Source organism: Mesorhizobium sp. M0088 (genome assembly GCF_040322895.1).
GTDB lineage: Bacteria > Pseudomonadota > Alphaproteobacteria > Rhizobiales > Rhizobiaceae > Mesorhizobium.
On the sequence record NZ_JAMYUI010000014.1, the window covers coordinates 33,085 to 45,855 of the forward strand.

The 12,771-nt window shown below is 64.4% G+C and carries 10 protein-coding genes; 7 read left to right on the forward strand and 3 right to left on the reverse strand.

Annotated elements, in window-relative coordinates; translation table 11 throughout:
• Positions 1-14 precede the first annotated feature (14 nt).
• From NKJ67_RS17895 to NKJ67_RS17905, 3 genes are all read left to right on the forward strand, one after another.
• The gene (locus tag NKJ67_RS17895; RefSeq protein ID WP_352582100.1) at positions 15-695 is read left to right on the forward strand and encodes an isochorismatase family protein; all 681 of its coding nucleotides are present in this window, start codon (positions 15-17) and stop codon (positions 693-695) included.
• On the forward strand, positions 692-1,648 hold the full coding sequence (locus NKJ67_RS17900) for an alpha/beta hydrolase (protein WP_352582102.1): 957 nt from the start codon (positions 692-694) through the stop codon (positions 1,646-1,648). Before NKJ67_RS17895 ends, NKJ67_RS17900 begins: the two co-directional genes overlap by 4 nt.
• A 425-nt stretch (positions 1,649-2,073) precedes the next feature.
• Positions 2,074-3,714, forward strand: coding sequence for an ABC transporter substrate-binding protein (locus NKJ67_RS17905; protein WP_352582104.1), 1,641 nt, complete (start codon positions 2,074-2,076; stop codon positions 3,712-3,714).
• A gap of 601 nt (positions 3,715-4,315) precedes the next feature.
• Here NKJ67_RS17905 and lepA read toward each other — a convergent pair.
• Positions 4,316-6,121, reverse strand: a complete 1,806-nt coding sequence (gene lepA, locus NKJ67_RS17910) for a translation elongation factor 4 (RefSeq protein ID WP_128289831.1) — start codon at positions 6,119-6,121, stop codon at positions 4,316-4,318.
• A 259-nt stretch (positions 6,122-6,380) separates the two neighbouring features.
• Here lepA and NKJ67_RS17915 point away from each other — a divergent pair, with 259 nt between their 5' ends.
• The 4 genes from NKJ67_RS17915 (at position 6,381) to msrA (ending at position 9,736) form a co-directional block, all read left to right on the forward strand.
• Positions 6,381-7,466 (forward strand): TadE/TadG family type IV pilus assembly protein, encoded by a 1,086-nt coding sequence (locus NKJ67_RS17915; protein WP_352582107.1) that lies wholly within the window; start codon positions 6,381-6,383, stop codon positions 7,464-7,466.
• A gap of 147 nt (positions 7,467-7,613) precedes the next feature.
• Positions 7,614-8,306, forward strand: coding sequence for a DUF1223 domain-containing protein (locus NKJ67_RS17920; protein ID WP_352582109.1), 693 nt, complete (start codon positions 7,614-7,616; stop codon positions 8,304-8,306).
• 101 nt (positions 8,307-8,407) lie between these two features.
• Positions 8,408-8,686 carry a hypothetical protein gene (locus tag NKJ67_RS17925; protein WP_127269733.1) on the forward strand — a complete coding sequence of 93 codons (279 nt, stop codon included), beginning with the start codon at positions 8,408-8,410 and terminating at the stop codon, positions 8,684-8,686.
• 318 nt (positions 8,687-9,004) lie between these two features.
• Positions 9,005-9,736 (forward strand): peptide-methionine (S)-S-oxide reductase MsrA, encoded by a 732-nt coding sequence (gene msrA, locus NKJ67_RS17930; RefSeq protein WP_128362703.1) that lies wholly within the window; start codon positions 9,005-9,007, stop codon positions 9,734-9,736.
• A gap of 184 nt (positions 9,737-9,920) precedes the next feature.
• Here the strand turns inward: msrA and NKJ67_RS17935 are convergent, their stop codons facing one another.
• Complete coding sequence (locus NKJ67_RS17935) at positions 9,921-10,925, reverse strand: cytochrome d ubiquinol oxidase subunit II (RefSeq protein WP_352582111.1); 1,005 nt, start codon at positions 10,923-10,925, stop codon at positions 9,921-9,923.
• A 295-nt stretch (positions 10,926-11,220) separates the two neighbouring features.
• Entirely contained in the window at positions 11,221-12,582 is a 1,362-nt protein-coding gene (locus NKJ67_RS17940; RefSeq protein WP_352582113.1) for a cytochrome ubiquinol oxidase subunit I, read from the reverse strand.
• Between the last annotated feature and the right edge of the window lie 189 nt (positions 12,583-12,771).

Consider the following 12,771-nt stretch of genomic DNA (forward strand, 5'->3'; position numbering starts at 1 on the left):
CAGGCAGGCGCCGCATGAAAACCCCCATCGCCATCAAACCCGGCACCGTGGCCGCGATCTTCATCGACCTGCAGGAAGAGCACCGGCAGGACAAGCGCTACCTCGTCGACGGCTATGACACGATCCTCGCCAACGTCCAGCGCCTGCAAGCGGCGGCGCGGGGCAACCATGTGCCGCTCTATCACTGGGCTTACATCGTCGATCTCGACAGCCAGGACCGGCCGTTTCATCCGCTGGGTGAAGACGGCAAGTCGGCTTTTTCCGACAAGAGCGATCCGCTGACCGAGATCTGCCGTGAGGTGGCGCCGATCAACGGCGAGGCGCTGCTGATCAAGGCCGAGGCCAGCGCCTTCCGCACCGGGCCGGCGGCGCGCGACATCAAGTCTTCAGGCATCGAATGGCTAGTCATTGCAGGCGTCTGGACCGAGGCCTGTATCGACGCGTCGGTCAAGGATGCGGTGGCCAAAGGCTTTCGCGTGCTTCTGGTCAAGGATGCCTGCGGCAGCGGCAGCGCGGCCATGCACCAGACCGGCATCCTCAACCTCGCCAACCGGCTCTATGGCGGCGCCGTCACCGATACCGATGGCGCCTGCCGGCTGCTGGCCGGCGAGACCGTCACCGCCTGGCAGGTCGAGGGCTCGGTGCCGCTGCGCTTCTCCTTCGACAACGCGGCCGCGCTCTACGCCGATCTATGACGCGCGGCCCCTACGAAACCCGGCTCGATCCGGCCCTTTGGGCCTATATCGACGCCGTCAACGCCTGGTACCCGCCCGAAATCCTCGGCCTGCCGATCGACAAGCAGCGCGCCGTCTATGACAGGATGAGCCGCGCCTTCCACCAGGGCCGCCCACCCGACGTGAAGGCCAGCGACGGCCTGATCGCCGCCGCCGGCCGCGACATCCCGATCCGCCGTTACCGGCTTGCCGGCAAGGCCGCCCAGGCGATGGTGATCTACTATCATGGCGGCGGCTTCATCCTCGGCGGGCTGGAAAGCCATGACGACATCTGTGCCGAGCTCTGCGCCGGCACCGGTTTCGACGTGCTGTCGGTCGACTACCGGCTGGCCCCGGAGCACGTCCACCCCGCCGCCTTCGACGATGCCGTCACCGCTTTTGAATGGGCAGCCGCCACATCAGGCCTGCCGCTGGTGCTGTGCGGCGAAAGCGCTGGCGGCAATCTCGCCGCCGCCGTGGCGCAGGCGACGCGCCGCCATATCAGAGCTGCGGTCGGGCAAGTGCTGATCTATCCCGAACTCGGCGGCGACGACACCGCCGGCTCCTATATCGAGCACGCCAACGCGCCGCTGCTGTCGGTGGCCGACATCGCCTTCTACCGCGACGTCCGCTCGGCCAGGCGGCAATCGCCCGACGACCCGACCTTCTCGCCGCTGCGCGACACCGATTTCTCCGGCCTGCCGCCGACGGTGATCGTCACGGCGCAATGCGACCCGCTGTCGTCGGATGGCGAGACCTACCGCGACCGCATTGTGGCCGCCGGCGGCAAGGCCTGGTGGCACGAGGAGCCAAGGCTGGTGCACAGCTTCCTGCGTGCAAGGACGACGGTGCCAGCGGCGGCGGCGGCGTTTGCGCGGATTGTTGGTGCGGTCGGCGCGCTGGGCCGAGGTGAGTGGCCGACGGTGGAACGCTAATCTCCCCCCTTGAGGGGGAGATGTCGCCGAAGGCGACAGAGGGGGTCGTCGCGCGTAGAGCGCTAGCATCATCTTTTTGCAAGTAGGAGGTCGCGTCCCGTCGTGCCGACCCCCTCTGGCCTGCCGGCCATCTCCCCCTCAAGGAGGGAGATTGGCGCCGCGCCGTTGGCGCATCTCCTCGCAGCGCGGCTGCAAAGCATAAGCGCACTGCCGACTCCCCTGCGGAGCGCCGCACAATCACTGCGGATTCCCGAACACTCTCCCGCGTCACCCAGCCTTATCATTCCCTCTCAGGCAACGGCGCCCCGGCGGTCGCGTCCGCCCCCGCGTCTGTCGATCGGCCGGGGCGATTTTTCTGTGCATGCCGTTGTCCCAAAACCGCTGGGCACTTTTGGGCGGCATGCATCAACAACAGGGGAACGACGATGAAATTCATGCTGACCGACCGCAAACTCCACCCGCAAGCCAAACCCGTCGCCGATGATTTCAGGACCGGCGGCATCAACCGCCGCGAATATCTGGCGCTGATGGCCGGCCTCGGTGTCAGTGCCGCCGGCGCGTTTGCGCTGGGCGGGCTCGCCCCCACCCCTGCCCGCGCGGCAGAGCCGAAGAAGGGCGGCGTCCTGCGCGTCGCCATGAACGTCAAGGGCTTCAAGGACCCGCGCACCTTCGACGGCGTGGAGATGTCGAATGTCGCCCGCCACTGCAACGAATATCTGGTGCGCTGGAACACCGACTTCTCCTTCGAGCCCTGGCTGCTCGAAAGCTGGGAGGCGAGCGACGACGCCAGGACGCTGACCCTGCATGTGCGCAAGGGCATCTCCTGGTCGAACGGCGATGCCTTCAACGCCGACGATGTCATCCACAACCTCAACCGCTGGTGCGATGCCTCGGTGCCCGGCAATTCGGTCGCCGCGCGCATGGGCGCGCTGGTCAATGCCGACACCAAGAAGGTCGTCGATGGCGGCATCGCCAAGGTCGACGACTTCACGATAAAACTCAATCTGCCGAAACCCGACATCTCGCTGATCGCCGGCATGGCCGACTATCCCGCGCTGATCATGCACCGCTCCTATGAGGGCGATGGCGACCCCATGAAGGCGCTTGCCATCACCACCGGCCCCTGCGAGCTGGTCAGCTGGGATGCCGAGACGGGCGCCGAGGTGAAGCGCAAGGAAAAACCCTGGTGGAAGGGCGAATTCCATCTCGACGGCATCAAATGGGTCGACTACGGCTCTGACCCCAACGCCATGCTGTCGGCCTTCGAATCCGGCGAGATTGACACCGACCACGAGACCGCTTCCGACGCCGTCTCGCAGACCGAGCAGATGGGGCTGATGAATTCCGAGATCGCCACCGGCTCCACCATCGTCGCCCGCTTCAATGTCGCCAACGCGCCCTATGACGACGTCAAGGTGCGCCGCGCCGCCCAGCTCGCCGTCGACAATTCCGCCGTGCTGGCGCTCGGCCTCGGCGGCCGCGGCAAGCCCGCCGACAACCACCATGTCGGCCCCATGCACCCCGAATATGCCGATATCGGCCCGGCCAGGCGTGACGTCGACCAGTCGAAGAAGCTGCTGGCCGAGGCCGGCAAGGCCGATCACGAATTCGAGCTCATCTCCGTCGATGTCGAATGGCAGAAGAGCACCGGCGACGCCATCGGCGCGCAGATGCGCGACGCCGGACTGAAGATCAAGCGCACCGTGCTGCCCGCCGCCACCTTCTGGAACGACTGGAGCAAATACCCCTTCTCCTGCACCGAATGGCTCGGCCGCCCGCTCGGCGTCCAGGTGCTGGCGCTGGCGTATAAATCGGGTGCAGCCTGGAACGAGAGCGCCTACGCCAACCCCGAATTCGACACCCTGCTCGACAAGGCGCTGGCGACGCCGGACGCCAAGGCGCGCAAGGAGATCATGGGCAAGATCGAGCAGAATTTGCGCGACAGCGGTATCATCATCCAACCCTACTGGCGTTCGGTCTACCGGACGTACCGCAAAGGCGTCGAAGGCTGCGAACAGCACCAGGCGCTGGAGCAGCATTTTGAGAAGGTTTGGATTGAGGGGTGAGGCGCCAACGTTCGCTTTACCTTCTCCCCTTGTGGGAGAAGGTGGATTGCCGCGAAGCGGCAAGACGGATGAGGGGTGTTCCAGCTTGGCGATCCGGCCAACAGTAACGGCCCTGAACCAGAGCAGACCCTTCAACGCCTCACTCCGCTGGAACACCCCTCATCCGTCTCGGCGCTGCGCGCCGATCCACCTTCCCCCACAAGGGGGGAAGGCAAGAAGCGTCGGCGCCCCTTCAAGTGCGGCGCAGGCCGGTGGATCGCTGCGATCATGTGCGGGTTGGAAATGGCCGGCGCGAATGCCGGTGAGGCAGTTGCCTGAGCCCGCGCCGGCCATTGGCGACCTGATAAGGGTCCGCCGCCCGGATTCTTTACCGCCCCGCTAATGCCCGATCAACCAGGCCGGACGTTTGGTACGGAAGCGGACAAAGGCTCACCGCGAAGAGCCGGACGGTCGGATACGAAGAATTCCTGACTCTGCACTGTTGGTGGCTAATCTCCCACCGTGCAGCGTCAGCGCCGCGCTGGCGGGGGGCCCGCTTTCGAAGCAGGCCATCGATCCACCGGATCGATGACTTGGCGCGCTGCGCGCGCCAACCGGCTTCTCAATCCCCCATCTTAAGCGCCTGGATAAACGCCTCCTGCGGAATATCCACCTTGCCGAACTGGCGCATCCGCTTCTTGCCTTCTTTCTGCTTGTCCAGCAGCTTGCGTTTGCGCGAGACGTCGCCGCCGTAGCATTTGGCGGTCACGTCCTTGCGCAGCGCCGAGATGGTTTCGCGGGCAATGACCTTGCCGCCGATGGCGGCCTGGATCGGGATCTTGAACAGATGGTTCGGGATCAGCTCCTTCAGCTTCTCGCACATCTGCCGGCCGCGCTTTTCCGCCGCCGTGCGGTGCACCAGCATGGAAAGCGCGTCGACCGGCTCTTCATTGACCAGGATCGACATCTTGACGAGGTCGCCCTCCTTGTAGTCGGTCAGGTGATAGTCGAACGAAGCGTAGCCCTTGGAGATCGACTTCAGCCGGTCATAGAAATCAAACACGACTTCGTTGAGCGGCAGATCGTAGATCAGCATGGCGCGCTTGCCGACATAGGAGAGGTCGGCCTGGATGCCGCGCCGGTCCTGGCAAAGTTTCAGGATACCGCCGAGATAGTCGTCGGGCGTCAAAATGGTGGCGCGGATCCACGGCTCCTCGATCGCCGAGATTTTCACCACGTCGGGCATGTCGGCCGGGTTATGCAGCTCCTTCATCGAGCCGTCGGTCAGAGCCAGCCGGTAGACGACGCTCGGTGCCGTGGCGATCAGGTCGAGGTTGAACTCGCGCTCCAGCCGCTCCTGGATGATTTCCAGATGTAAGAGGCCAAGGAAGCCGCAGCGATAGCCGAAGCCGAGTGCCGCGCTGGTTTCCATTTCAAAGGAGAAGCTGGCGTCGTTGAGGCGCAATTTGCCGACCGCGGCGCGCAGATCCTCGAAATCGGCGGCGTCGACCGGGAACAGGCCGCAGAACACCACCGGCTGCGCCGGCTTGAAGCCGGGCAGCGCCTTGGCGGTTGTGCGCTTGTCCTCGGTGATGGTGTCGCCGACGCGCGTGTCGGCGACTTCCTTGATCGAGCCGGTGAAGAAGCCAAACTCGCCGGGGCCGAGCTCGTCGACATTGATGCGGGCCGGGGTGAAAACGCCGGTGCGCTCGACCAGGTGCTTGGCGCCGGTGCCCATCATGCGGATGGTCTGGCCCTTTTTCAGCACGCCGTCGATGACGCGCACCAGCACGATGACGCCGAGATAGGCGTCGTACCAGCTGTCGACCAGCATCGCCTTCAACGGGGCCGACGCGTCGCCTTCGCGCGGCGGCGGCAATTGGTGGACGATGGCTTCCAGCACGTCGGGAATGCCCAGCCCGGTCTTGGCCGAGATCAGCACGGCATTGGAAGCGTCGATGCCGATCACCTCCTCGACCTGCTCGCGGATGCGCTCGGGCTCGGCGGCCGGCAGGTCGACCTTGTTCAGCACCACGACGATCTCATGGTTGTTGTCGATCGCCTGGTAGACATTGGCCAGCGTCTGCGCCTCGACGCCCTGGGAGGCGTCGACGACCAGCAGCGAACCCTCGCAGGCGGCCAGCGAACGCGACACTTCATAGGCGAAGTCGACGTGTCCGGGCGTGTCGATCAGGTTGAGGATATAGTCCTCGCCATTGTTGGCGCGGTACTTCAGCCGCACCGTCTGCGCCTTGATGGTGATGCCGCGCTCGCGCTCGATGTCCATCGAGTCCAGCACCTGCTCCTTCATGTCGCGCAGCTCCAGTCCGCCGGTCAGCTGGATCAGCCGGTCGGCAAGCGTGGATTTGCCATGGTCGATATGCGCGACGATGGAGAAATTGCGGATGTGGTCGAGGGGCGTGCTCATGGCGCGCGTTTAGCAGGGGTGGCTTGCCCGAGCAAGCGGCAGGCTGCCGCCGCACATGTGACCCGGCCCGTTGCCTGGCAAGCCGTACGGCCGCTGCCGGGAAGGCAGAGCAGGCGGCTGCCGAGGCAAGCGGTGCGGGCGCTTGTCGCCTTTTCCCCCGGATTCCTCGAAAAATCGATAAATTTTAACCACACGCGTTAGAGCATAATTTGTGATCGGCATGTTAGCGGAGGGAAATATCTGATGTAAGGACGAAGGCATGCGGGGGCTTGCAGGCAGTTTTATCGAGTCGCGGAGCGGCTCGTTCGCACCGATACTTGTTCTCGCCATGATACCGCTGATCACCGCGGTTGGCTTTTCCGTCGACTACACCTCCGCGGTCCAGACCAGGTCGACCGAGCAGGCGGCACTCGACGCCGCGATCCTGTCGATCACCACGATGGACACGGCCTCGACGAAACCGCAGCGTCAGTTGGTGCTGCAGGATACCTACAAAGAAAACGGCGGACAGGGCACTGCGACGCTGAACAGCTTCGACGTCAGCGCCAACGGCACCGCCACCGCGCAGGCCACCGCGAGTTTCGCCATGAAGACCGTGTTCATGCAGATGGCCAGGATCCCCACGGTGGCGATCGGTGTCACGTCGGCAGTGAACAAGGCGCCAGCTTTGGTGGAGGCGACCTTCAAGGTCAGCGGGGTGTCGGGTTACTGGAACAAGACAATGACGCTCTACGGCACGGCGTTCGGTGCAAAGGAGAAGGATGCCAAGCCGCTGATGACGATCGACTATGCCTATGGCGGCACCGGCGATCCGAAAGGCTACGGCACCACGACCGTCAGCGTTCTCACCACCGATTCAGCCGGCAAGACGGTCACCACGGTGGCCCAGAAGCAGGTCTGCAAGCTCGTCGATTCCAACACGCCGGCAAGTGCGGTGATCCTGACCGACGGGTTCAGGACGAGATATTATTGCGTCGATACGATGTATCCCGCCGATGGTGCCGGCGCGCAGATCAATGTCAGCCAGATGGCCGGCCTCTATCTGAAGATGAATGTGCCGTCGGGCAACCCGCGGAACCTCGCCACGAACGACCCGACCACGTCCGACCGGCTCTACAGCGGGCTCAAATCGGAGCAGACGGGCGCTATCGACTACAACGAGATGGCGACCGGCCAGATTGTTGATATCTTTCGCCTCGTGCCTTGCGGCGGGACAGCCTACCAGGCCTGGGAGGACGGCGGCAACAAGGTCCCGGCGCCTGTCAGCAACGCCGACTTCTTCTACAACGTCAGCGGCAAATGCGACTTCAACAAGCGGCCCAACAACACGCGGCTGACGCAGTAGAAGCTGCTCTTCTTGCCTTCTCCCCTTGCGGGAGAAGGAAGAACGCTAGCGATCACAAACCTGTGAGCGCTGTAACGAAGGCGCCGACAGCGGCGAAGTGGGGATATCAGCGGTGCATCCAGGCGCCGCCGCCCACGGAGCAAGCCGATGTCCCGCAAGTTCGTCACAGTGTCCAGCCTCTCGGCGCTTGCGCTGGCGGCGTCGCTCGGTGCGGCCGCCGCCCAGCCGCTCAGCGTAGTCGAGCTGTTCACCAGCCAGGGCTGCTCGTCCTGCCCGCCGGCCAACGCCAATCTGATCAGGGTCAAGGACCAGCCCAGCGTGCTGGCGCTGTCGTTCAACGTCACCTACTGGGACTATCTCGGCTGGAAGGACATTTTCGGAAAACAGGAATTCACCCGGCGCCAGGTCAGTTACGAGCCGGCGCTCGGTCATGACGGGCCGTTCACGCCGCAAGTGGTGGTCAACGGCCATGCCGATGTCGTCGGCGCCGCACCTGGCGAGATCGAAAAGCTGATCTCGGTGAGCGGCCGGACGAGCGGCCCGGCATTGTCGCTCGATGGCGGCAAGATCAGCATCGGCGCAGGCGCCGCACCTGGCGGCCACGCCGATGTCTGGCTGGTGCACTATGCCAAGGGCGTCGTCGAGGTGCCGGTGTCGCGCGGCGAAAACACCGGCCGCACCTTGCCGCACGCCAATGTCGTGCATGCGCTCGAAAAACTCGGCGGCTGGACCGGCGCGGCCGCGACGTATCCGCTGCCCGCCGCATCCGGCGGCCTGAGCACCGCCGTGCTCGTGCAGTCGCCCGGTGGCGGACCGATCCTGGCCGCCGCGACAAACTAGATCACGCTTCAACAAGAGATTGCGCAACGCCGCATGGAGCGGCGCCGCATAGCACGGCCGCCAAGAGGGCGCGCCTTCACGACCAACCCAAGGAGATCATCATGACCATTTCCCGCCTGACGCTGCCGGCGCTCGCTCTCGCTCTGTGCTCGACGGCGCTGTTTGCCGGCGGCATCGCCCGCGCCGACGACGCGACCAACGCGATGAAGCCGGCTGCAAATGCCATGAAACCGGCCGCGGATGCGATGAAGCCTGCAAACGATGCAATGAAGCCGGCCGATCCGATGGAAACCAATTCCATGAAGCCGGCCGCCGACGCCATGAAGCCGGCGACGGATGCGATGAAACCGGCAACGGATGCGATGGCTCCGGCCAACTAGTTCTGCCGCGTCTCAGCCGTTCATTCACAAGGGCGGCCCTTGGCTCTGCCCCTCACCTGCCTACCGGCACCCTCTCCCCGTATAGTGACGGGGAGAGGGGCGCTCATCGACGGTTTCGCCAATCATCGGTGTTGCAGGTAGAAACGCCAGCGTCGCGGCCAGCTGCTCTCTCCCCGTTCTACGGGGAGAGATGTCCGGCAGGACAGTGAGGGGCAGCGCTGACGGTAAGATTCCGCATTCGGCGCACGCGAATGTGCGTCGCGCCGCACTATTTGATGCAATAGACTGATCCCTATGGAAGCCACGAGGAGTGCAACCATGACCAACATCAAGATTTCAAACCGTTCGCTCGGCTTTGTCAAAGGCGCCCTCGCCGCGCTTGCACTTGCCGCCGCTGGCGCCGCCTTCTGGCTGACGCCGGCGGTTTCGGCCGAGGACGCGGTGAAGATCCCGCCGCCGGCAATCGACGAGAAGGCGGCCGCCGGCACTGAAAAGGCAATCTTCGCCGGCGGCTGCTTCTGGGGCGTGCAGGGCGTCTTCCAGCACGTCAAGGGCGTCACCAGGGCCGTCTCCGGCTACTCCGGCGGCGACAAGGACACCGCCGTCTACGAGACGGTCGGCTCAGGCCGCACCGGGCATGCCGAATCCGTCGAGATCACCTACGATCCGTCGAAAATCACCTATGGCCAGCTGCTGCAGGTCTATTTCTCGGTCGCCCACAACCCGACCCAGCTGAATTTCCAGGGTCCGGACTCCGGCACGCAATACCGCTCGACGATCTTCGCCGAAAACGATGCACAGAAGAAGATCGCGCAAAGCTACATCGCCCAGCTCGACCAGGCCAAGGTGTTCCCGGAGCCGATCGTCACCACGCTGGAAACCGGCAAGACCTTCTATCCGGCCGAGAATTACCATCAGGATTTCCTGACGCTGAACCCGACCTATCCCTACATCGTCTACAACGACCTGCCCAAGGTGGCGAATTTGAAGGCGCTGTTCCCGGCGCTCTACAGCGACAAGCCGGTGCTGGTGCTGTCGGCGAGCAATTGAGCTGAGCGCTGTTAATCTCCCCCCTTGAGGGGGAGATGGCCGCGAAGCGGCCAGAGGGGGTCGGCTCGACCGGTCTCGGCCTCTTGCGACAGAATGAGGTTAGCGCTCTCCGTGTGGCGACCCCCTCTGTCGCCTTCGGCGACATCTCCCCCTCGAGGGGGGAGATTAGCTCCCGCCATCCCCTTCAATCATACGTCAAATCAGTCGCCTTGCCGCCGAACACCCGGTAGGCATAGAACGAATAGAAGATAATGACCGGCAGCACGACCACGGTGCCGGCGAGGATGATGGCCAGGCTCTCCGGCGCGGAAGCCGCTTGCCAGATGGTCAGGCGATCCGGCACCACGAACGGGTAGAACGACCAGGCGAGGCCGGCAAAGCCGAGCGCGAAGATGGCGGCCAGCGTCAGGAACGGCATCAGCGAATGGCGGTCGTCGGGCTTCGGCAGATGGAAGGTCTGCCGCCACAGCCACAGGAACAAAAGCGCCGACAGGATCGGCAGCGGCGACAGATAAAGCATCTCCGGCCAGACGAACCATTTGTCGAAGATGCGCGGGCTGGCGAAGGGCGTCGCCAGCGACACCGCCGCCATGCCGAGCGCGGTCAGCACCAGCGCGGTGCGCAGCCAGCGCACCGCTTTCTTCTGCAATTCGCCTTCGGTCTTGTAGATCACCCAGGCGGCGCCCATCGCCGCGTAGGCGGCGGCAAGGCAGAACGCCACCAGCACGCCGAACGCCGTGCCGCCGAGGCCGACATCGAGCCCGAGCACATAGACGCCCAGCATATAGCCCTGCGCCAGCGAGGCGATGAGCGAACCGAGGAAGAAAGTACGGTTCCAGCGGTGCTTGCGCTCGGTCGGCACCTTGGCGCGGAAATCGAAGGCGACACCGCGCAGGATCAGCCCGAGCAAAAGCACGAAGACCGGAATGTAGAGCGCCGTCAGGATGACGCCATGCGCCAGCGGGAAGGCGACCAGCAGCAGGCCGACGGCCAGCACCAGCCAGGTCTCGTTGGCGTCCCAGAACGGGCCGATCGCGGCAATCATCGTATCCTGTTCGGCGTCCTCAGCGGCGGCGAACAGAATGCCGATGCCGAGATCGAATCCGTCGAGAATGACGTAGATCAGGATGGCGAGGCCCATCAGGCCGGCGAAGATCAGCGGAAGCGCGGTTGGCCAGTCGAAGGTCATCTTTTTCTCCTCACTCACCAGAGCCGGCTAATCGCGATGTGATCGGATGGGGCTCTATCGAGGCTTCAGATCGATTGCCGAAGTCGGCGCCGCCCCTCATCACCCTGCCGGGCGCTTCTCCCCGTATAGGGACGGGGAGAAGGGGGCTGGCCGCAATCTCGGCGCTTTTCTTGCAACGCTGGTGATTGGCGAAACCGTCGATGCGAGCGCCCCTCTCCCCGTCCCTATACGGGGAGAGGATGCCGGCAGGCAGGTGAGGGGCCGCGCCGGCGCCCGGCTGGAGTGCCATATCAAATCACTCCCCCGCAGCCGGCTGCGACATCGGCGCGTTGAGCACGCCGGGCAACGGCGAGTTGTCGCCGTCCTTCGCCGCCTTCAGCGCCAGGTGCACCAGCACGCCGAGATAGGCGATCAGCAACAGCACATAGAGAACGAGGTATATGGCGAGCGTCAGCGCGACATGGCTGCCGGCCACCGGGCCGACCGCGTCGGCGGTTTTCAGCACGCCGGTCACTAGCCAGGGCTGGCGGCCGATTTCGGTGGTGTACCAGCCGGCCAGCGTCGCCAGCCAGCCCGACAGCCCCATCGGCACCATCAGCATGGCCAGCGGCTTCGGCAGGCTGTGCCGGCGCTTGAGGAAGAAGGCCGCCGACCATGAGACGAGCAGCATCAATATGCCCGTGCCGACCATGATGCGGAAACCCCAGAACACCGGAAAGACCGGCGGATGATTGCCGGGATAGTCGTTCAGTCCCGGCACCACGCCGCTGGCCGAGTGCCGCAGCACCAGGCTGGCCCCATCGGGAATGGCGATCTCGAATTTGTTTTCCTTCGCCGCCTCGTCGGGCAGCGCGAAGAGCACCAGCGGCACGTTGGGGCCGGTGTCCCAGTTGGCCTCCATGGCGGCGATCTTCTGCGGCTGATGCTCCAGCGTGTTCAGCCCATGCTGGTCGCCGGCGAAGATCTGGATCGGGATCAGGATCGCCGCGGTGAAGACGCCGGTGCGCAGCGCCTTCCACATCGATTCCGAGTGGTCGCCGGTGAGATAGCGCAGCGCCGACAGGCCTGATATCAGGAACGACACCGTCAGCCCCGACGCCAGCAGCATATGGGTCAGCCTGTAGGGCATCGACGGGTTGAAGATGATTGCCCACCAGTCGACCGCATGCGCCACGCCGTCGCGCATCTCGAATCCGGCCGGCGTCTGCATCCAGGAATTGAGCGCGATGATCCAGAATGCCGAGACGGTGGTGCCGCCGGCGACCAGCACCGTCGCCAGCGTGTGGATGCGGTTGGAGACGCGGCGGAAGCCGAACAGCATGATGCCGAGAAAGGCCGCTTCGAGGAAGAAGGCGGTGAGGATTTCGTAGGCCAGCAGCGGCCCGGCGATGTTTCCGACCTTTTCCATGTAGCCCGGCCAGTTGGTGCCGAACTGGAAGCTCATGGTGACGCCCGAAACCACGCCCATGGCAAAGGACAGCGCGAACACCTTCACCCAGGTGAAATAGGCGCGCATCCAGGCTGAATCTTTGGTCGCGTTGTAACGCAACTTGAAGAACAGCAGCACCCAACCCAGCGCAATGGTGATCGTCGGAAATAGAATATGGAATGAAATATTCGCGCCGAACTGGATACGCGAAAGTATGAGCGGGTCCATGATGGGCTCCGGCTGCTGCAAATACTCGCGAAGGATAGGCCCGAAGCGAGTTCAGGTCAAAGCGGCGTCCTGCCGCGAGGCTGAACGCCACAGGACAATTTTGCCGGTTGCGTGCCGTGCAACTCCGGGCCTGTGCGCCGCACCTGCAACGGCCGGCCGGCACGATTGTCGAGAACTGTCAGCAGGGCA